Origin of the sequence: Pseudomonas sp. BIOMIG1BAC (genome assembly GCF_001705995.2) — a bacterium.
Taxonomy (GTDB): domain Bacteria; phylum Pseudomonadota; class Gammaproteobacteria; order Pseudomonadales; family Pseudomonadaceae; genus Aquipseudomonas; species Aquipseudomonas sessilinigenes.
In genome coordinates this window covers 5,686,351-5,705,771 of the sequence record NZ_CP049045.1, presented here as the reverse complement: position 1 = coordinate 5,705,771, position 19,421 = coordinate 5,686,351, and the positions used below count along the sequence as shown (strand labels likewise).

General features: G+C 59.8%; 24 protein-coding genes. 13 read left to right on the top strand and 11 right to left on the bottom strand.

What is annotated here, in order from left to right:
* Positions 1-31 precede the first annotated feature (31 nt).
* Complete coding sequence (locus ATY02_RS26270) at positions 32-1,006, top strand: L,D-transpeptidase family protein (RefSeq protein WP_068605704.1); 975 nt, start codon at positions 32-34, stop codon at positions 1,004-1,006.
* A gap of 123 nt (positions 1,007-1,129) precedes the next feature.
* Here the strand turns inward: ATY02_RS26270 and oprI are convergent, their stop codons facing one another.
* On the bottom strand, positions 1,130-1,381 hold the full coding sequence (oprI, locus tag ATY02_RS26265; RefSeq protein WP_003448337.1) for an outer membrane lipoprotei OprI: 252 nt from the start codon (positions 1,379-1,381) through the stop codon (positions 1,130-1,132).
* Between the two features lie 634 nt (positions 1,382-2,015).
* Between oprI and ATY02_RS26260 the strand changes: the two genes are divergently transcribed.
* The gene (locus ATY02_RS26260; RefSeq protein WP_068581723.1) at positions 2,016-2,297 is read left to right on the top strand and encodes a GNAT family N-acetyltransferase; all 282 of its coding nucleotides are present in this window, start codon (positions 2,016-2,018) and stop codon (positions 2,295-2,297) included.
* A gap of 59 nt (positions 2,298-2,356) precedes the next feature.
* Here the strand turns inward: ATY02_RS26260 and ATY02_RS26255 are convergent, their stop codons facing one another.
* Both ATY02_RS26255 and ATY02_RS26250 read right to left on the bottom strand, forming a co-directional pair.
* Positions 2,357-3,433, bottom strand: a complete 1,077-nt coding sequence (locus ATY02_RS26255) for a 3-deoxy-7-phosphoheptulonate synthase (protein WP_068581720.1) — start codon at positions 3,431-3,433, stop codon at positions 2,357-2,359.
* A gap of 140 nt (positions 3,434-3,573) precedes the next feature.
* On the bottom strand, positions 3,574-4,008 hold the full coding sequence (locus ATY02_RS26250; RefSeq protein WP_068581718.1) for a PilZ domain-containing protein: 435 nt from the start codon (positions 4,006-4,008) through the stop codon (positions 3,574-3,576).
* On the opposite strand from ATY02_RS26250, the gene ATY02_RS26245 reads away from it, so the two are divergent.
* From ATY02_RS26245 to cysB, 5 genes are all read left to right on the top strand, one after another.
* On the top strand, positions 4,007-4,393 hold the full coding sequence (locus tag ATY02_RS26245; RefSeq protein WP_068581715.1) for a thioredoxin family protein: 387 nt from the start codon (positions 4,007-4,009) through the stop codon (positions 4,391-4,393). The two genes, ATY02_RS26250 and ATY02_RS26245, sit on opposite strands and share 2 nt — an antisense overlap.
* A complete protein-coding gene (locus tag ATY02_RS26240; RefSeq protein ID WP_068581711.1) occupies positions 4,393-5,349 on the top strand; it encodes a putative 2-dehydropantoate 2-reductase in 957 nt (318 codons plus the stop codon). The genes ATY02_RS26245 and ATY02_RS26240 overlap by 1 nt, the downstream gene beginning before the upstream one ends.
* A 31-nt stretch (positions 5,350-5,380) precedes the next feature.
* Complete coding sequence (locus ATY02_RS26235; protein ID WP_068581708.1) at positions 5,381-6,286, top strand: 5'-nucleotidase; 906 nt, start codon at positions 5,381-5,383, stop codon at positions 6,284-6,286.
* Positions 6,287-6,380: 94 nt separating this feature from the next.
* Positions 6,381-6,881, top strand: a complete 501-nt coding sequence (locus ATY02_RS26230) for a universal stress protein (RefSeq protein WP_068581706.1) — start codon at positions 6,381-6,383, stop codon at positions 6,879-6,881.
* 111 nt (positions 6,882-6,992) lie between these two features.
* Positions 6,993-7,967 (top strand): HTH-type transcriptional regulator CysB, encoded by a 975-nt coding sequence (gene cysB / locus ATY02_RS26225; protein ID WP_007931387.1) that lies wholly within the window; start codon positions 6,993-6,995, stop codon positions 7,965-7,967.
* Positions 7,968-7,977: 10 nt separating this feature from the next.
* Here cysB and ATY02_RS26220 read toward each other — a convergent pair whose 3' ends face one another.
* Together ATY02_RS26220 and ATY02_RS26215 are read right to left on the bottom strand one after the other, a co-directional pair.
* Positions 7,978-8,460: a GreA/GreB family elongation factor gene (locus ATY02_RS26220; protein ID WP_068581703.1), complete on the bottom strand. Its 483-nt coding sequence runs from the start codon at positions 8,458-8,460 to the stop codon at positions 7,978-7,980.
* Between the two features lie 2 nt (positions 8,461-8,462).
* Entirely contained in the window at positions 8,463-8,858 is a 396-nt protein-coding gene (locus ATY02_RS26215; protein ID WP_068581700.1) for a hypothetical protein, read from the bottom strand.
* Between the two features lie 127 nt (positions 8,859-8,985).
* On the opposite strand from ATY02_RS26215, the gene earP reads away from it, so the two are divergent.
* Both earP and ATY02_RS26205 read left to right on the top strand, forming a co-directional pair.
* Positions 8,986-10,119 (top strand): elongation factor P maturation arginine rhamnosyltransferase EarP, encoded by a 1,134-nt coding sequence (gene earP / locus ATY02_RS26210; RefSeq protein WP_068581697.1) that lies wholly within the window; start codon positions 8,986-8,988, stop codon positions 10,117-10,119.
* A gap of 48 nt (positions 10,120-10,167) precedes the next feature.
* On the top strand, positions 10,168-10,740 hold the full coding sequence (locus ATY02_RS26205) for an elongation factor P (protein ID WP_068581695.1): 573 nt from the start codon (positions 10,168-10,170) through the stop codon (positions 10,738-10,740).
* Positions 10,741-10,810: 70 nt separating this feature from the next.
* Here the strand turns inward: ATY02_RS26205 and ATY02_RS26200 are convergent, their stop codons facing one another.
* The 3 genes from ATY02_RS26200 to ATY02_RS26190 form a co-directional block, all read right to left on the bottom strand.
* The gene (locus ATY02_RS26200) at positions 10,811-11,230 is read right to left on the bottom strand and encodes an organic hydroperoxide resistance protein (RefSeq protein ID WP_068581692.1); all 420 of its coding nucleotides are present in this window, start codon (positions 11,228-11,230) and stop codon (positions 10,811-10,813) included.
* Between the two features lie 188 nt (positions 11,231-11,418).
* Complete coding sequence (locus ATY02_RS26195) at positions 11,419-11,880, bottom strand: MarR family winged helix-turn-helix transcriptional regulator (protein ID WP_068581689.1); 462 nt, start codon at positions 11,878-11,880, stop codon at positions 11,419-11,421.
* Between the two features lie 74 nt (positions 11,881-11,954).
* Positions 11,955-12,905, bottom strand: coding sequence for a LysR family transcriptional regulator (locus ATY02_RS26190; protein ID WP_068581685.1), 951 nt, complete (start codon positions 12,903-12,905; stop codon positions 11,955-11,957).
* 106 nt (positions 12,906-13,011) lie between these two features.
* On the opposite strand from ATY02_RS26190, the gene ATY02_RS26185 reads away from it, so the two are divergent.
* Complete coding sequence (locus ATY02_RS26185) at positions 13,012-13,761, top strand: sulfite exporter TauE/SafE family protein (RefSeq protein WP_068581681.1); 750 nt, start codon at positions 13,012-13,014, stop codon at positions 13,759-13,761.
* Here ATY02_RS26185 and ATY02_RS26180 read toward each other — a convergent pair.
* On the bottom strand, positions 13,751-14,605 hold the full coding sequence (locus ATY02_RS26180; RefSeq protein ID WP_068581677.1) for a LysR substrate-binding domain-containing protein: 855 nt from the start codon (positions 14,603-14,605) through the stop codon (positions 13,751-13,753). The genes ATY02_RS26185 and ATY02_RS26180 overlap by 11 nt on opposite strands.
* 96 nt (positions 14,606-14,701) lie before the next feature.
* On the opposite strand from ATY02_RS26180, the gene ATY02_RS26175 reads away from it, so the two are divergent.
* Both ATY02_RS26175 and ATY02_RS26170 read left to right on the top strand, forming a co-directional pair.
* Positions 14,702-14,923, top strand: a complete 222-nt coding sequence (locus ATY02_RS26175; RefSeq protein ID WP_068581726.1) for a DUF1127 domain-containing protein — start codon at positions 14,702-14,704, stop codon at positions 14,921-14,923.
* Between the two features lie 65 nt (positions 14,924-14,988).
* Positions 14,989-16,203 (top strand): winged helix-turn-helix domain-containing protein, encoded by a 1,215-nt coding sequence (locus tag ATY02_RS26170; RefSeq protein ID WP_068581673.1) that lies wholly within the window; start codon positions 14,989-14,991, stop codon positions 16,201-16,203.
* A gap of 49 nt (positions 16,204-16,252) precedes the next feature.
* On the opposite strand, the gene ATY02_RS26165 is transcribed toward ATY02_RS26170, so the two are convergent.
* Positions 16,253-17,599: a class II 3-deoxy-7-phosphoheptulonate synthase gene (locus tag ATY02_RS26165; protein WP_068581671.1), complete on the bottom strand. Its 1,347-nt coding sequence runs from the start codon at positions 17,597-17,599 to the stop codon at positions 16,253-16,255.
* 158 nt (positions 17,600-17,757) lie between these two features.
* On the opposite strand from ATY02_RS26165, the gene ATY02_RS26160 reads away from it, so the two are divergent.
* Positions 17,758-18,513, top strand: coding sequence for a spermidine synthase (locus ATY02_RS26160; RefSeq protein WP_068581667.1), 756 nt, complete (start codon positions 17,758-17,760; stop codon positions 18,511-18,513).
* A gap of 19 nt (positions 18,514-18,532) precedes the next feature.
* On the opposite strand, the gene ATY02_RS26155 is transcribed toward ATY02_RS26160, so the two are convergent.
* Complete coding sequence (locus tag ATY02_RS26155) at positions 18,533-19,324, bottom strand: crotonase/enoyl-CoA hydratase family protein (RefSeq protein ID WP_068581665.1); 792 nt, start codon at positions 19,322-19,324, stop codon at positions 18,533-18,535.
* Positions 19,325-19,421 lie beyond the last annotated feature (97 nt).

The following is a 19,421-nucleotide window of genomic DNA, read 5'->3' as shown; positions in this document are numbered from 1 at the left end:
TCATTGGTTGTACGAGCGAAGGATTATCCGGATGTTGCCGCGCCTCCCTGTCGTCACCCGCTGTCTGACACTTGCCGCATTATGTGTGGCTGGTCCCGTTGCAGCGTTGGAATTTCCTCTTCCTCCCCCTGGCGAAGATGTCGTAGGCCAGGTTCAGGTGATCAAGGCCAAGTACGAAGATACCTTCGCCGACTTGGGCACCGCCAATGACCTGGGTTATCTGGAGATGGTGGCTGCCAATCCGGGAGTCGACCCCTGGTTGCCGGGAGCCGGTACCGAAGTGGTTCTTCCCACCCGTTTCATCCTGCCGCCAGGGCCTCGCGAAGGTATCGTGATCAACCTGGCAGAGTACCGTCTGTACTATTTCCCCAAGGGCCAGAGCGTGGTTTACACCTTCCCATTGGGTATTGGTCGCGAGGGGTGGGGGTCGCCGATCGCCCATACCAGTATCACCGCGAAGACTCCCAACCCGACCTGGACGCCACCGGCCTCAATCAGGGCCGAACATGCAGCTGATGGTGATCCCCTGCCAGGCATAGTGCCGGCGGGGCCAGACAATCCTTTGGGCCCATTCAAGTTCACCCTGGGTACGCCGGGTTACCTGATCCATGGCTCCAACAAGAAGTTCGGTATTGGCATGCGCACCAGCCACGGTTGTTTCCGAATGCTCAATAACAACGTGCTGCAAATGGCCGGTATGGTTCCAGTTGGAACTTCCGTACGTATCATCAACGAGCCTTACAAGTTTGGTATCAGCGCCGGCAAAGTCTATCTGGAAGCACATACGCCGTTAGATGATAAAGGCAATCCTTCAGTGGTCGACAAACACACTGCAGTGATCAACGCCTTGCTTAAGCGTGAAGACCTGGCTAACAACCTGCGTATGAACTGGGATGTAGTCCGTGACGTAGTCGCGGCGGAAGATGGCCTGCCGGTGGAGATTGCGGTGCCAACCGCTGCGCCGGCGACCTCTCTGTCTGCTACGCCTTTCGATATGCAGCAGTAAGGGCGGTAGCCCAACCCGCCGATACCTGAGGGTAGCGGCGGGTTTTTTATTGCCGATGACAAAATCGGGCAACAAAAAAGCCGACCCAAGATGGGTCGGCTTGATAACAATCCCGAGGGACTATTACTTGCGGCTAGCTTTTTCCAGCATACGCAGAGCGCGCTCGTTAGCTTCGTCAGCAGTCTGTTGTGCTTTTTGAGCAGCAGCCAGAGCTTCATCAGCTTTACGATAGGCTTCGTCTGCACGAGCCTGAGCACGAGCTGCTGCGTCTTCAGTAGCAGTCAGACGAGCTTCGGTTTCTTTGGATACGCTGCTGCAACCGGTAGCCAGAACTGCGGCCAGAGCCAGAGCAGAGAATTTCAGAACGTTGTTCATCGTGTTCCCCTTCAAGGACTTTCTATTAGTAGCTACCACCCCAGAGTGAGGAAATAGCCGGCGTACATACTACCCATTACTTGTAGTAAGTAAACTGACGTAACGCAAGAAGCAAAAAAAATTCTAGGTGGTGAATCTTTTTCAGGCAACTCTCTTGAGGAGTTGTTTAAAAAACATTCAATTCGATTCCCGCCCGGAGGATGCTGCTTGTTTGCCAGCATCGCTTGCGGATTTTTCCAAGTACTGTTTCAGGGGCTAGACTAAAGTCGGTCTATATCGTGTCTGTGACACTTTGACCTTGGCTCTATGTCGGTTTTTTTATCCTTGTTGCTGGTGACTTTAAGAGGTGAGTCCCGTCTTAAGTTTCAGCGTCCGGCGATGTGCAGCCAAAAGATGTCTTGCGTATGGGGCCAGGCCAGGCTCTGGGCGGTGTACGAGGATTTTTGTGCTGATCTGTGACGAGTGTGGCTTGAGCATTCATGCCAAAGGCGCCTAATATTTTGTAACGTGTTCGTGGTGCAAAAGCGAAAGCTTCTACTTGCGCCCAGCAGGTACGAGGTGGCGTAAGTTGTTCCTTCGCCGGAAAAACATCGGTAAGGTACGGGTCAGTATTCCAGACCCGCAAGGAGTTGTGATGAGCGAGGCGTTGTCCATCCACCATGACCAGGTTGGTCATCAGTTCGAGACCAATGTGGACGGTCATCGTGCCTACCTGACCTATATGGACCTGGGTAAGCAAACCCTGGATATCTATCGCACCTTCGTCCCCAACGCGCTGCGTGGGCGCGGTATCGCTGCGGCGTTGACCGAGCATGCGCTGGAGTATGCCGATCGCATGGGATACACCGTGATCCCTTCCTGCTCATACGTTGAGCGGTACATGGAGCGTCACCAGCGCCACGGCGCGAAACTCTGATCGAGCGACCATGAAAAACGCCGGGCTTGCCCCGGCGTTTTTGCGCGTGTTAATCGCGATCAGACGCGATTGCGTTTTGGCAGGACGTCCTTGAGCTTGGCGTGCATGCTGCGCAACGTCTTCTCAGTGCTTTCCCAATCGATGCAGGCATCGGTGATCGAAACGCCGTATTGCAGTTCCGAGAGATCTTTGGGAATTGCTTGGCAACCCCAATTCAGGTGGCTCTCCACCATCAGACCGATGATCGACTGGTTGCCTTCGAGTATCTGGTTGGCAACGTTTTCCATTACCAGTGGCTGAAGTGCCGGATCCTTGTTGGAGTTGGCATGGCTGCAATCGATCATGATGTTCGGCTTGACCTTGGCCTTGGCCAGGGCCTGTTCGCAAACGGCGACACTGACCGAGTCATAGTTCGGCTTACCGTTGCCACCGCGCAGCACCACATGGCCATAGGCATTGCCCTTGGTGGTGACGATAGACACACCGCCTTGTGGATTGATGCCCAGGAAGCGATGAGGGCTGGAAACCGATTGCAAGGCATTGATCGCGACGGTCAGGCCGCCATCGGTGCCGTTCTTGAAACCTACCGCCGACGACAGCCCGGAAGCCATTTCGCGGTGGGTCTGGGATTCGGTGGTGCGCGCGCCGATGGCCGACCAACTAATCAGGTCCTGCAGGTATTGCGGGGAGATTGGGTCCAGGGCTTCCGTGGCGGTAGGCAGGCCCATTTCCGCCAGGTCCAGCAGCAACTGGCGACCGATGTGCAGGCCATCCTGGATCTTGAACGAGTCATCCAGGTAAGGGTCGTTGATCAGGCCTTTCCAGCCAACAGTGGTGCGGGGCTTTTCGAAGTACACCCGCATCACCAGGTAGAGCGTGTCGGAAACTTCGGCTGCCAGGGCCTTGAGGCGCTCGGCGTATTCGTGGGCTGCCTTGATGTCGTGGATCGAGCAGGGCCCAATGACGATGAACAAACGATGATCAGTGCCGTCGAGGATATTGCGGATCACTTCGCGGCCCCGAGTCACGGTGTGCAAGGCGGTGTCGCTCAGGGGGATGTCTCGCTTGAGTTGATCTGGGGTGATCAGGGTCTCGTTGGAGGCGACGTTAAGGTCGTTGATCGGTAAATCAGCCATCGTGTTACTCGTCAGGTCACGGATGCCGGCCGCCAGCGATCCCCGCGCGGCGGAGCACAGCGGATTTGGGCGCGTCGGGGAGCGGAACCTTAGCGCGTTAGGCGGTGGCTCGACAATGGGCTGGCTGCGGTTTTATTGGGCTATGGCTGCATAAAAGCCTGATGCACCCGATCTTCTGAATAGTCTTGCGCATGCCGTTCGACCCAATCCAGGGCCAAGGCCTCGATGCATCGCTGTTCACTCTGTGCGTCATGCTGGCGGCAGTAGCGGGCAATCTGGCAGACCTGTTCGCTCATGCGCGCGCTGAACAGGGTTTGCTCGTCGACGAAGGCGATGCCCACCAGATAGCCGCGCTTGCGTTTCAGGCACCAGGCGACGTAGCCGTTATAGCGGGCATTCTCCCCCAGTGTCGGCATGTGGACTTCGAGGGCGGTGCCCCGGCGCCAGGCCCGGTGGTAATTGCACGCCATGCCGCCGAGACTGATAGTGTGCAGCCGCTGGCGCGAGATACAGGCATGCTTGCGTAATGTCAGCTCAACCGGAACATCATCAGGATGAGGCAGAAAACGTCCCATGACCGCAGACTCCGAGTGTCGTCCATTTGACATTGTTTCCCCCAGTATAGTGTTCGAATCGGAACTGACCGATCTCGACATCGACCAGACCTTGCTGGGACTGAAAGGGGTGTCCCTGGTGGTTTTCACCAGCCCCGGCTGTGCTGGCTGTCGCTGGGCCCGGGCGCAATTGCCAGCGCTGGGACTGCCGATCGACCGCTTGTGCTGGGTCGATGCCGGTGACAATGGTGGAGCGGTGGAGCGTTATCAGGTCTTTCACCTGCCGGCCTTGTTCGTGGTGCGCGATGCCGAGTTTTATGGGGGCCTAGAGTCGCGGTTGACGTACAGGGAACTCACCGAGAGCCTGCGTCAAGCGTTGCAACGATTACCAGAGGAGTTGCCTTGATGGATGCACGTCGTAAACCGCGGGTTGGCATTATCGGCACTGGAGCGATTGGAGGCTTTTACGGGGTGATGCTGGCACGGGCCGGTTTTGACGTGCACTTTTTAATGCGCAGCGAGTTCCCGGCGGTCTTGGAGCAGGGGCTGCGTCTCAACCATGCCCAGCATGGCATCTTGAGCCTGAATCCGGTGCAGGCTTATGTCCGCGCCGAAGACATGCCTCCTTGCGACTGGTTGCTCGTAGGGACCAAGACGACCAGTAACCTGCAGTTGGCGCCGGCGATCGTCCAGGCTGCGGCTCCCGGGGCCAAGGTCCTGTTGCTGCAGAATGGCCTGGATGTCGAGGATGCGTTGCGTAGTGCATTACCCGATTCGCTGCATCTGTTGGGCGGCTTGTGCTTTATTTGTGTCCATCGTGCAGGGCCCGGCCAGATAGAGCACCAGGCGCTGGGGGCGGTGAACCTGGGTTATCACAGCGGTCCGGCTGCTGTCGATCCGGCCTTGACCCGGGCGATTGTCGAGGAAGGCGCAGGGCTGTTCCGGGAGGCCGGGCTCGACTCCCAGGCCATGGACAACCTGCACCAGGCGCGTTGGCAGAAGCTGGTATGGAATGTGCCCTACAACGGCCTATCGGTATTGCTCAGGGCCAGCACCACTGCGCTGATGGCGGATCCGGACATTCGCCAACTGATCCAGGACCTGATGCAAGAGGTGCTGCAGGGGGCTGCGGCTTGTGGCCATGTCATTCCGGCGGCCTATGCCCAGCAGTTGTTCAGGTCTACCGAGCACATGCCCGATTACTGGCCGAGCATGTACCATGATTTTCTGCATCGGCGCCCCCTGGAACTGCAGGCAATCTATGCTGCACCACTGGCTGCGGCACGGGCCGCTGGTTGCGAGTTGCCCAAGATCCGGGCGCTGTACCAGGCCCTGGGTTTCATCGACCGGTATCGTTCCTGAGCCCGGTTCATCACCCTCAAGAGGACGGAGCATGGCCAAGGGCCTGGATGGCAAGCTGGTGGTAGCGATTTCGTCACGGGCGTTGTTCGACCTGGGTGACAGTCACAAGGTGTACCTGGCCCAAGGCGTTGAGGCTTATCGGCAGTACCAGATCGAGCACGAAGAAGAGGTTCTCGAGCCAGGTGATGCCTTCCCTCTGGTGAAAAAACTCTTGAACCTCAATGCCAGCCTGGGCCGGGAGAGGGTCGAGGTGGTGCTGGTTTCTCGTAACAGTGCCGATACCGGCTTGCGCGTCTTCAATTCTATCCAGCACTACGGCCTGGCCATCTCCCGGGCTGCGTTCGTCGGCGGGCGCAGTCCCTATCCCTACCTGGCCGCTTTTGCCAGCGACCTGTTTCTTTCGACCCATGCCGAAGATGTGCGCAATGCGCTGGATGCCGGTTTCGCTGCGGCCACTATCCTGTCGGGTGGTGCGCGACGCGCTGAAAATGGTGAGTTGCGTATCGCTTTCGACGGTGATGCGGTGTTGTTCTCCGATGTCTCGGAACGCATCTACCAGTCCGGAGGCCTCGAGGCGTTCCAGGCCAGTGAGCGGCAATCAGCCCGAGAGCCCCTGCCAGGTGGGCCATTCAAGGGTTTCCTGGCGGCGCTGAATCTGCTCCAGGGCGAGTTTCCCGTTGATGCCTGTCCGATCCGCACCGCCTTGGTCACTGCACGTTCGGCTCCGGCCCATGAGCGGGTGATTCGCACCCTGCGCGAGTGGAACATCCGCCTGGACGAGTCGCTGTTCCTCGGAGGGCTGGAGAAGGCCGCCTTCCTCGAGGCTTTTGCTGCCGATGTCTTCTTCGATGACCAGGCAGGGCACTGCGAACTGGCACGCGAAGTAGTGGCCACCGGTCATGTGCCCCATGGCATCAGTAATGAAGCCAGTACCTGAGTCTATCCAAACCCGTAGAGGCCGCGGCCTCCCATGCATCCAGGCACTGCTAAGCTGAATCAATCTCCGCCATCTTGGCAGTTGAGGAGGTCATATGATTCGTTCGATGCTGTATGCCACTGACCTCGGGGTGTACGCCCCTTTTGTGATGCAGCATGCCCTGGAGCTGGCTCGAACGTTCAATGCCGACTTACATGTAGTCCACGCTGTGGAGCCCATGGGACTGTTCGCTGAATCGGTGCTCCAGAGCTACCTGGACGAGCAGTCGCTGAATGAGTTTCATCGCCAGGGCCTGAATACGGTCATGGCCAATATCGAGCAGCGGGTGCTTGATAGCTTTCGCGAAGAGCTGGGGGAAGGGATGCAGGACCTGTCTTTGATCCAGTCGGTGCGTGTCCTGCAGGGCGATCCCTCCCAGGTGATTCTTGAGCAGACGGCGAAACTCTCGGTGGATTTGCTGATCGTAGGAAGTCACAGCCATGGCGTCGGGGCACAAACCCCTTTGGGGCGCACGGCGGCGCGGGTCCTGCAGTTAGCGAAAGTGCCGGTTTACCTGGTGCCTCTGGTGCAGCGAAGACGTCAGGGAGATGCTTGAAGTCAGAATGGAAAATTCTGAATAAAAGTTCTAGATTTATTCTCCTGACCATTAATATAGTTATATACCGTCGCTGATACCCGTGGCGTCTTTCTGCTTTGAGGGATTGATATGAAGCTCCAACAATTGCGCTACATCTGGGAAGTGGCGCACCACGACCTCAACGTTTCCGCTACTGCCCAAAGCCTCTACACCTCGCAACCAGGTATCAGCAAACAGATCCGCCTGCTGGAGGACGAACTGGGCGTCGAGGTCTTCGCTCGTAGCGGCAAGCACCTGACCCGGGTGACTCCGGCTGGCGAAAGGATCATCACCACTGCTGGCGAGATCCTGCGCAAGGTCGAGAGCATCAAGCAGATCGCCCAGGAATTCTCCAACGAGAAAAAAGGCACCCTGTCCATCGCGACCACCCATACCCAGGCGCGTTATGCCTTGCCGCCGGTGATCAGCAGCTTCATCAAACAGTATCCGGATGTTGCGCTACACATGCATCAGGGCTCGCCCATGCAGATCGCGGAGATGGCCGCCGATGGCACTGTGGATTTCGCGATCGCCACCGAAGCCCTGGAGCTGTTCGGCGACTTGGTGATGATGCCGTGCTATCGCTGGAACCGCTGCGTGGTCGTCCCTCAAGGCCATCCCCTGACCAAACTGCCGAAGCTGACTCTGGAAACCCTGGCCGAGTATCCGATCGTGACCTATGTCTTCGGTTTTACTGGTCGTTCCAAGCTCGACGAGGCCTTCAGCCATCGCGGCCTGACCCCCAAGGTCGTATTTACCGCCGCCGACGCCGACGTGATCAAGACCTATGTCCGTCTGGGACTGGGAGTGGGCATCGTCGCCAAGATGGCGGTGGATACCAAGCTCGATAGCGATCTGGTGGTGCTGGATGCCAGCGAGCTGTTCGAGTCGAGCATCACCAAGATCGGGTTCCGTCGTGGCACCTTCCTGCGCGGATTCATGTGCGACTTCATCGAGAAGTTCGCCCCGCACCTGACGCGTGAAGTGATGGCCAAGGCCATCCAGTGCCACAACAAGCAGGAGCTGGAAGAGCTGTTCGACGGTGTCGAGTTGCCTGTCCACTGATCCTGCCCGCCTAGCGGACCTCGGTGACAGTGAATTGTTGCCGAGAGCCCGCCACCACGATCTCCACCTCGTCGTCTTCGAATTTGCCCAGCAAGCTCGCGCCCAGGGGAGAGCGCGGGGTGATCACGGTGACCAGCTGACCGACGACCTGGACTTTCAGGCCGGCGCCGTCCGGGCCTAGAAACAACCACTGCTCGTGGCCCTTTTCATCTTCCAGGCCCAAAAGGGCTCCGACCTGGATGCCGGCTTGCGGCTCGTAGGGGCGCAGTACCAGGCTCTGCCAGAGGCTCAGCGCCTGGCGGATCTCTTCGACCCGCCGAGATTGGCCAGCAGCCAGGTAAGCGGCTTCCAGCCCTAGGGTGTCGTACTTGTTCTCCGCGATATTCTCTTCGTGGGTGGCGGTTTCGTAGGCGGTTTGTGCCGCCCGCAGGATGATCTGCAGGTCGTCCTGGAGCTGTTGCAGAATCAGTTGATAGACCGACTGTTTATTCATGATCAATTACAGAATTGCAGGACATTGGCCCGGCTTTTTTCGCTTGGTGCCGTTTGGTCCTGCTGCAACCAGAACTGGCACTTGGGGTTGGACAGATTGCGCGGATTGCTACGGGCGTTGTCCATCGACTGCAACTCCTCGTTCTTGCGCAGGTTTTCCTGATACTGCTCGAACATGCGGTTCTGCGGTTCTGGGGCAACGGCTGCCGGTTGGGTCAATCGTTGCACTGCCTGGGCTACTGGAGCGATTTGCGGGGCGAGGAGAAAGTGCGACGCCAGCCAGCAGGTCAGGGCGATCGCCAGGAATCCCAGCCACAGGCCCAGGGCGATGCTGCCGCTGAGCGCCAACGCATTGAAGCTGATGCGCAAGGAACGGCGGGCGGGTGGGCGGTGGGACATGGTAGTTGCCTCCTGGCGGGCAGTATTGAACGAGGGCTGATTGTCGCATGAAGATTAATCGAGGTTGGCTCTTCTGCGCAGGGGCATTTATGCGGACAATCGGCGCCTTTGCCAATCGGGGACCGAAATGAAAGCCTCCTGGGACATTTTCTGCAGCGTCGTCGATAACTACGGTGATATCGGCGTGACCTGGCGCCTGGCGCGGCAACTGGTTGCCGAGCACGAGTGCGAGGTGCGCTTGTGGGTCGATGACTTGCGTGCCTTTGAAAAGATCTGTCCGCAGATCGACATCCGGCGCGAGTGCCAGCAGCAAGCGGGAGTGGAGGTACGACAATGGCCCGAACACTGGTTGCCAGTAGCTGCAGCCGATGTGGTCATCGCTGCCTTCGCCTGCCAATTGCCCCATGCCTATATGGAGGCCATGGCCGAACGTGAACGGCCGCCCTTGTGGCTGAACCTGGATTACCTGAGCGCCGAGGACTGGATCGGTGGTTGCCATGGTTTACCTTCCGTGAAGTTTCACGGGGTACAGAAGTACTTCTTCTTTCCAGGGTTCGTACCAGGGACTGGTGGATTGCTGCGTGAGAGCGATCTCTTGCGGCGACGCCAGGCTTTTCAGGGAGATCGCCAGGCCCAACTGGAATTCCTGCAAGGGCTGGGGGTGGCACCGGTAGCCGATGCCAGGCTGATGTCGTTGTTCGCCTACGAGAATGCCGGTCTCGGCAGTTGGCTGGATGCCCTGGCCGATGATGTTCGCCCCACCCATCTCCTGGTTCCCGAGGGGTGCATCCTGGGAGATGTCCAGCGCTGGCTGGATGTCGCCCCCCTGGGGGCGGGCGACCTGGCGGTTCGCCGTTCGCTGACGATTCAAGTCCTGCCTTTTGTCCCTCAGGAAGACTACGACCGCCTGTTGTGGTGCTGCGACTTCAACGCCGTGCGTGGTGAAGACTCCTTCGTACGAGCGCAATGGGCGGGGCGGCCCATGCTTTGGCATATCTATCGCCAGGACGAGGATATCCACCTGGACAAGCTCGAGGCCTTCCTTGCGCTTTACACCCGGTCCCTGTCCCCTGAAGCCCGGGCCGCAGTACTGGCGCTGTGGCAGGCCTGGAATACCGAGTCCGGGATGGCCCAAGCCTGGAAAAACGCCCTGCAACACTGGCCGCAAATCACCGCGCATGCCGAACAGTGGTGTCTGGAACAAGGCTCGCAGACCGATCTTGCTGCGGCGCTGGTGCAGTTTTACCTAAATTGGATATGATACGCGGCCTAGATTTTTGTAAATCCCATCCAAATTCGGATATTCGTAATGAAAACTGGTAAAGAACTCAAACCCGGTACCGTGATCCGTATCGACAACGATCCTTGGCTGGTTCAGAAGGCTGAATTCACCAAGTCGGGTCGTAACAGTGCGATCATGAAGACCAAGCTGAAGAACCTGCTGACCGGTTACAAGACCGAAACCGTCTACGGTGCGGACGACAAGCTGGACGACGTGATCCTGGATCGCAAAGAAGCGACCCTGTCGTTCATCAGCGGCGACACCTACACGTTCATGGACACCACTGACTACACCATGTACGAGCTGAACTCCGAAGACATCGAGGCCGTTCTGCCATTCATCGAAGAAGGCATGACTGACGTCTGTGAAGCTGTGTTCTTCGAAGGCCGCCTGGTTTCCGTTGACCTGCCGACCACCATCGTGCGCCAGGTCGACTACACCGAAGGTTCCGCTCGCGGCGACACTTCGGGCAAGGTGATGAAGCCTGCCAAACTGAAGAACGGCACCGAGCTGAGCGTTGCCGACTTCATCGAGATCGGCGACTGGATCGAGATCGATACCCGCGAAGGCGGTTCTTACAAGGGCCGCGCCAAGGTTTAATCCTGGTTCGATCCTGTAAATGAAAAGCCCGACCTTGAGTCGGGCTTTTTTATGCCTGGGATTTATCGTGTCAGACCGTTACGTGCAGGCGCACATCGACATTGCCACGGGTGGCGTTGGAGTAGGGGCAAACCTGGTGCGCCGCATCCACCAGGCCCTGGGCGTCCTCCTGGGACAGCCCGGGCAGGCTGACATGCAGGTCGATGTCCAGGCCGAAACCGCCGGGGATCTGGCCGATACCGACCTTGGCGGTAATCGAGGCGTTATCTGGAATCTTGCGCTTGCTCTGCAAGGCGACGAACTTCAGGGCGCCGATGAAGCAAGCCGAGTAACCGGCGGCGAACAGCTGTTCCGGGTTGGTGGCCTGGCCACCTGCGCCACCCAGCTCCTTGGGAGTGGCCAGCTTGACGTCAAGAATGTTGTCGCTGGAAACGGCGCGGCCATCACGGCCACCGGTAGCGGTTGCAACAGCGGTATAGAGAGTTTGCATGGGTTCAGCCTCTTCGGTTGCTCGCAAATTATTTGCGCGTTAAGTAATTTCGAAATTAATTTATCGCTCAAATATTTTGTGCGCAAGATAATTTTTCGAACGCAAACACAAAAAGACCTCTATAGAGGTCTAATCTATTGATTTTTAATGAGATATTTTTTGAGGCAGCTCGGGTGGCTGCCCGTGCCTTACAGGCTGTCTTGCAGGTGGCTGCGTAGAATCTGCAGTTCTGCCTGCAGGTGGCGCAGTTGTTCCACTGTCCTGCCACTGGCACCCAGGATGCACTGGGGAATATCCCGGGCCTTGGCCTGCAGCTCGCGGCCTTGCTCGGTCAGTTCGACGATCACCACCCGTTCGTCTTCACGGCTGCGGGTACGGCTGAGCAATCCCTCGGCCTCCAGGCGCTTGAGCAAAGGGGTCAGGGACCCGGGGTCAGTCAGCAGGCGCTGGCTGATTTCGCCGACGGTCAGCCCATCCCGCTCCCACAGCACCAACATCGCCAGGTATTGCGGATAGGTCAGGCCCAATTGCTGCAGTAAAGGTTTATAGACCTTGGTCATCAGCAGCGAAGTGGAGTGCAGGGCAAAGCACAACTGGTTATCCAGCAACAGTTGCTCGCAGGGCGGCAGGGCGGTGTGTTCAGTGGTCATGTTGGAGCCTTGATCGTTAATGATCTTGAATCTAGCGGGCAAGCCTTTAATGCGCCAGGTAATTATGCCGAAGCTCAGCCCATGCTGCTCTGCAATGCCAGGTCCCAGGGCGGCACCGGGCTGAATCGGCTCTTGAGGTACTCCAGCAATAGCCGGCTGCGAGCATTGGGGTGCTGCTCCATGCGCAAGGCGTAGATACCAGCGGTTTCTGGCTTTGGCAGGCCACCTTCGCAGAACAACGGTACCAATTCCCCGCGCAACAGGTATTCGCTCGCCAGCCAGGTGGGCAAGTGGGCGATACCTAACCCGGCCAAGGCCCCGGACAGCAAGGCTTCGGCATTGTTGGCACTAAAGCGGATGCGCTGGGGACGATGGCTCTGCAACTGGCCGTCGAGTTCGAAGCGCCAGGCAAACAGTGGGGCAAGGCCATCCCAGTCGAGCCCGTCGTGCTGATCGAGCTCGGATGGATGCCGGGGAGTGCCACGGTTCTTCAGGTAGGCCGGGCTGGCGCAGGCAATGCGCACGATGCTGGCCAATGTCGTGGCGACCATGCGTGTATCCACCTGTTGTCCCGCCCGCAGGACCAGGTCCACCTTGCCCAGGTGTGCGCCCTGCATGTCGATGAAGCTGTCGATCAGGTGCAGTTGCACGTCCAGGCCTGGGTAGAGCACCAGGAAGTCGGCAATGGCGGGAGCCAAGTGGCGTCGCCCGAAGGCGGCCGGGGCGTCGATGCGGATCAGGCCTTCCGGGGCATGGCTCAAGGAAACGGCTTCGGCCCGTGCCAGTTGCAGTTCGGCGACGATCCGTCGAGCCCGTTCGGCGAATGCCAGGCCGGCCGCGGTGGCGACTACCGCATGGGTGGTGCGCATGAACAGGGTGGTACCCACGGCCTTCTCCAGGCTGTCGATACGTCGGGCCACGGCCGAAGGTGTCAGGGGGTGGCGGCGTGAGGCGGCAGAAAAGCTGCCTGCCTCCAGCACATCGATAAACAGCCCCAGTTGTTCAGTCAGGGTATTGGGATTCATGGTCGACTCGCTTATGCGAAAACAGCAAAGCCATTGTGCGTTGCTATGCGTTTCCGTACCAGGGCCAGCTACGTAGCATGCAAGGCCTCAGGTGAGGAGTGCGGCATTGATCGAGTTAGCGATGTATCTGTTGTTGGGCGCAGTGCTGGGGACAGTGGGCGGTCTGTTTGGTATCGGTGGGGGGCTGATCGCCATCCCTGTGCTGGGGGTGCTGTTCGGCCTGGACCAGCAGATTGCCCAGGGGACTGCCCTGGTGATGGTCGTGCCGAACGTGATGCTGGCGCTGTGGCGGTATCACCAGCACAACCGTATCGCCGCGCGCCATGCCGCGCCCCTGGCGCTGATGGGGTTCAGTTTCGCCTGGCTCGGGTCGATCTGGGCCGTGGGGATCGATCCCCAATCGATGCGTACCATCTTCGTCGTCTTTCTACTGGCCCTGTCAGCCTACAACTTGTTGCGCATGTTCAGTTCCAGTGCCCCGGCTCAATCGCAGATGCGCTACTCCTGGCCTTGGCTGGGTGCCCTGGGCGCAGCTTCCGGAGCGCTGGGGGGCGTGTTCGGCGTTGGCAGTGCGGTGGTCGCCACGCCTGTGCTGACCAGTATTTTCGGCACCACCCAGGTGGTGGCCCAGGGCCTGTCCCTGGCCTTGGCCCTGCCCAGCACGGCGGTGACCCTGGTGACCTACGGTATCCATCATGAAGTGGATTGGCAGGTGGGCTTGCCGCTGGCGGCAGGTGGCCTGTTGAGTATCAGTTGGGGGGTAAGGGTCGCCCATGCCTTGCCGGAGCGCCTGTTGCGTGCCCTGTTCTGTGGCTTCCTGGTGGTGTGCGCAGTGATGCTGGGCCTCAAGCTTTGAAGCCTTCGACGATATGCTCGGCCAGGCATTCGGTAATGGGCGAGGGTTTGTTGAGGTTGCGCAAGAGCATGATGCTCGCCTCTGGCAGCAGGGGCAGCCCTTCGGCCTCACCGAGGATGCGCATGTCCGGCGTGATCAGGCTTTCCAGTTGCGCGGTGACGGCGAGCCCTGCGCTGACCACCGCCATGATCGCCGACAGGCTTGAGCTGTTGTAGGCGATCCGATAGTCCAGGCCGGCAGCGTCCAGGGCATTGCAGGCCCACACCCGGCAAAAGCAATCGCTGTTGAACATCGCCAAGGGCATGGGCGACTGTTCATGTGCGCTGAAGCACTGGGCCGCGGCCCAGACGAAACGCTCCTTGCGCAACAGTTGGCCGATCTCGTTGCCAGGTTCCCGGGTGACGATGGACAGGTCCAGGTCCTGGCGTTGCAACAGCTGCCTGGAGGACTCGCAATGCACCTCGACCTGGATCAATGGGTAGCTTTGGGCGAAGCGCGAGAGAATTCCCGGTAAAAAGCGCATCACATAGTCGTCCGGGGTGCCGATGCGCACCAATCCCACCATGTGCGGCTCACGCAAGGTGTTGAACACCTCGCTATGCAGTTTCAGGATGCGCCGGGCATAGCCCAGCAGCACCTGCCCCTCGGCGGTCAGCTTGACCTGGCGGCCATCGCGCTGGAACAGCTGGCGTTGCAGCACATCCTCCTCCAGGCGCTTCATCTGCATGCTGACCGCAGACTGGGTGCGATTGACCCGTTCGCCAGCCCGGGTAAAACCGCCTTCATCGGCAATGGCGACGAAGGTACGCAGCACTTCGGTATCGATACTGGGGAACTGAGACATTCATCAAATCCTGAGATGTTCGGCATAAGAAACATTCGTTGGATTGATCTTATTCCTGGGCAGACACTGGCGTCATCCCCACTGGAGGGCAAGATGATGAAAGGTCAAAAGGGTTTTGTACTCGTCCATAAAACACCCTTCCAAGGGTTGTCGCTCAGTGTCTTGTGGCACAAGGTGGCCCGCTGGTACACCCTGGGTCACGAGCGCCGGATGCTTGCCAGTCTCAGTGACGAGGCGCTCAAGGACCTGGGGCTCACCCGAGTGGATGTCGAGCATGAGAGGGTTCGCCCATTCTGGGACGACCCGATGCATAAATGAGCGTAGGAGTGGCTACCCAAATCGGTTGTCGGTGCGTTAGCGTGCGCTCAGACAAGGAGGAATCCATGCCCGTAGCCCATTCTTTTTCGCTCAAGCAGGCTCGACGACTGGCCTTGGCCGCCCAGGGATTTGGCGGGCGGCGGCCGCCGGCATCGATCAAGGCGGCACGCCTCAACCAGCAGATAGAGCGCCTGGGGCTACTGCAGATCGATTCGGTCAATGCGTTGGTTCGCGCCCATTACCTGCCGTTGTTCTCCCGTCTTGGCAGTTATCCACAGCAGTTGCTGGATCAGGCTGCCTGGAGCCAGGGGCGGCAGCGTACCTTGTTCGAGTACTGGGGGCATGAAGCGTCGCTGTTGCCGATGTCCATGTATCCACTGATGCGCTGGCGCATGCAGCGAGCCCGTCAGGGCCAGGGTATCTATTCCCAGCTGGCGCGGTTCGGCCGGGAGCAGCAGGCCACGATCAGCCGGGTACTGGCGGCAGTGCAGACGCAGGGCGCCCTGGGCGCTGGCAGCCTGTCCAGTCGCGAGGAGCGGGCAGGGCCCTGGTGGGACTGGAGCGATGAAAAGCATGCTCTGGAATGGCTGTTCGCCGCTGGTGAGGTGACGGTGGCCGGGCGACGGGGGTTCGAGCGACTGTACGATTTGCCGGAGCGGGTCATTCCCCAGGCCATCCTCCAGCAGCCGCTAATGGATGAGGCCCAGGCCCAGCGCCAATTGCTGGTGCAAGGGGCAACGGCCCTGGGGGTGGCGACGGAAAAGGACCTGCGTGATTATTTTCGCCTCGATCCTGCCGATAGCCGCGCTCGCCTGGCCGAGTTGTTGGAGTCTGGCGAGCTGCTGGCCTGTGAGGTTCAGGGGTGGCGGCAGCCGGCTTACTGCCTGCCCCAGTTCAAGGTGCCGCGCAAGGTTGGCGCCAGTGCCTTGCTATCGCCGTTCGATTCGCTGATCTGGGAGCGCAGCCGCACCGAGCGCCTGTTCGATTTCCGCTATCGGCTGGAGATCTACACACCGCTGCACAAGCGGGTCTATGGCTACTACGTACTGCCATTTCTGCACGATGAGCGCATTGTTGCCCGGGTCGACCTGCGGGCTGAGCGTGCCCAGGGGCGACTGGCGGTGCATGCGGTGCATGAAGAGGCGGTGGGGCTGGACGAACCTGGAATGCAGGCGCTGGCCGGGCAGCTACGGCAGATGGCTGACTGGTTGGGCCTGGCGGACATTCAATTGAACTGCCCGCGAGAGGGGGCACAGCGTTTGCGCAAGCTCTTGGCCTGAAGCCTTCGCGAGGGCGTCCCGCGAAGGCCGTAGCAGGTCCTGGCCGGACTCAGCGCTTGACCTGTTTCAGGGTCTCGGCAATCAGGAATGCCAGCTCCAGGGACTGGTCGGCGTTCATCCGCGGATCGCAATGGGTGTGGTAGCGGTCCGACAGGCCATCTTCGGTAATGGGGCGCGCACCGCCAATGCACTCGGTGACATTCTGCCCGGTCATTTCTATATGAATGCCGCCGGCGTAGCTGCCCTCGGCCTGGTGCACCTGGAAGAACTGCTTGACCTCGCTGAGGATCTGGGCGAAGTCCCGGGTCTTGTAGCCGCTGCTGGCCTTGATGGTGTTGCCGTGCATCGGGTCCGAGCTCCACAGCACTTGCTTGCCTTCGCTTTCCACCGCACGGATCAGTCGTGGCAGATGCTCGCCCACCTTGTTCGCCCCCATGCGAACGATCAGGTTGAGGCGGCCTGGGTCGTTGCTGGGATTGAGGATGTCGATCAGGCGGATCAGCTCCTCGGTATCCATGCTTGGGCCAACCTTGACCCCGATCGGGTTGTTCACCCCGCGCAGGAACTCGACGTGCGCACCATCGAGTTGCCGGGTGCGATCACCGATCCACAGCATGTGCGCCGAGCAGTCGTAATAGTCGTTGGTCAGGCTGTCGCGGCGGACGAAGGCTTCCTCGTAGTTGAGCAGCAGTGCTTCGTGGGCCGTGAAGAAGCTGGTTTCGCGCAATTGTGGCGAGCTGTCCAGGCCGCAGGCCCGCATGAACGCCAGGGTTTCATCGATGCGGTCCGCCAATTGGCTGTATTTCTCGGCCAGTGCCGAGTTGGCGATGAAGTCCAGGTTCCACTTGTGCACCTGGTGCAGGTCGGCGAAACCGCCCTGGGCGAAGGCCCGCAACAGGTTGAGGGTGGCGGTGGCCTGGTGGTAGGACTGCAGCAGGCGATCGGGATCCGGTACCCGGCTTTTTTCATCGAAGCCGATGCCATTGACGATATCGCCACGGTAAGCCGGGAGGGTCACGCCATTGATGGTCTCGTCGTTGGCCGAGCGTGGCTTGGCGAACTGGCCGGCCATGCGCCCGACCTTGACCACCGGGCTGCCGGCAGCGAAGGTCATGACGATCGCCATCTGCAACAGCACCTTGAAGGTATCGCGAATCTTCGCCGCGGAAAATTCTGCAAAGCTCTCGGCGCAATCACCGCCTTGCAGCAGGAAGGCACGACCCTGGGTGACTTCGGCGAACTGGCGGCGCAACTCCCGGGCTTCCCCGGCGAAGACCAGTGGTGGATAGCTGGCAAGGGTCTGCTCCACCTGGAGCAGGTGTGCAGCATCGGGGTAATGGGGCTGTTGCTGGATCGGCAAGGCGCGCCAGCTGTCGGGGGTCCAGGGTTGGCTCATCGCGTACTCGATTGCGTTACGGTGGGGTAGGCATGTTAGCAGCAAATTAATGCGTGACCTGCTTATCGGGCTTGGTCGACAATCGCGCCTTTGCGCTCGCCATCGAGCGGCTGGTTCATGGCACCGGCAAGGTTCGCACCGGTGCATTAGGAGATGAAATGACTGAGGAGCGCGTCGAGCGAGTGCTCGCCGAAGTTCACGACGAGTTCGGCATGATCCGGGTCCTGGAAGTGGCCGATTATCGCTTTCTCGAATTTGGCGAGGCCATCGAGCAAAGCTGCGTGTTCACCGCAGACCCCAGTTGGCTGGAGTATGACTACACCCGCGCCATGTTGATCGGTGCGTTGTGCCATGCCGCACCTGAAAGTGCCCTGTTTCTCGGGCTGGGCGCCGGCACCCTGACCCAGGCGTGCCTGAAGTTCCTGCCCCTGGAGGACGTCGAGGCTATCGAACTGCGTCCGGATGTACCGCGCCTGGCCATCGAGTACATGGGACTGGATGATGATCCACGGCTTTATATAAGGATTGGCGATGCCCTGGAATTGCTGGACAGCGCCGAGCCTGCCGACCTGATTTTCGTCGACCTGTACACCGATGTTGGCCCAGGTGTCGGCCATCTGGCCTGGGGGTTTCTGGAAAACTGCCAGAAGCGTCTCAACCCCGGCGGTTGGCTGGTGATCAACCAGTGGGCCACCGATGACGGCAAGCCCTTGGGGGCGGCGTTGTTGCGTGGCCTGTATCACCGGCATTACTGGGAGCTGCCGGTGAAGGAGGGCAATGTGATCCTGATCGTGCCAGCCGACCTGGAGCAGGATCTGGACATGCCGGGCCTGGTGGCCAGGGCCGAGGCCCTGGCGCCGCGCCTGGGCTATTCGTTGCAATCGCTGATCAAGGACATCCGCCCGGCTACCTGAGATCGTTTTGCGGGTGCTGTTAGCAGCCCTTGAACGATCCCGGGCGTTTTTCCTGCATGGCCCTTATGCCCTCCTTGGCATCGTCGCTGTTCATCAGCTTCTGCACCAAGGGGGGCAAGCCCCGGGCGGCTGCGGTCTCTCCCTCGAGGCGCGCCTGGCGCGCCGACAACAGTGTGGCTTGGACCCCCAGTGGCGCCTGTTGGGCGATGCGTTGTGCCAGTTCGATAGCTCGTGGCAACAGGTCTTCGCTGGCCATGACTTCCTGCACCAGCCCCATCCGCAGGGCCTCGTGGGCATCGAATTCATCCCCGGTCAACAACCAGCGCATGGCGTTGCCCCATCCGGCCAGTTGCGGCAAGCGCAAGGTGGCACCACCGAATGGGAGGATGCCCCTTTGCACCTCCATCTGGGCGAAGCGGGTGTTGCTGGCGCACAGGTTGATGTCGGCGGCCAGCATCAGTTCGATGCCGATGGTCAGGCAATAGCCTTGCACCGCTGTGATCACCGGCTTGCTTACCCGCGGCCCGGCGAACACGCCCCAAGGGTCGCAACCGCCAGGAGGCGCCTGCCAGCCCTGGGCCAGGGCGGCGGCTACATTGGCCAGGTCCAGCCCGGCGGTGAAGTGCTCGCCATGGGCGAAGACCACCGCGACACGTGCCTGGCTGTCGGCCTGGAATTCGCCGTAGGCCAGGCTCAATTGATTGAGTAGTTCCAGATCGAAAGCGTTGCGCTTGGCAATCCGGTCCAGGCCGATGAGGAACAGATGGCCACGTTGTTCACGGCTGACGCGACTGGCGCTGGGCTGATTCATAGGGGGTTGTCCTTGGAAGACAAAAGGGCGGCTGTGGGATGATTTGGCGAATAAAGGTGAACCGATTAAGCGAGGCGCCCATTTACCCGGGGCTTGA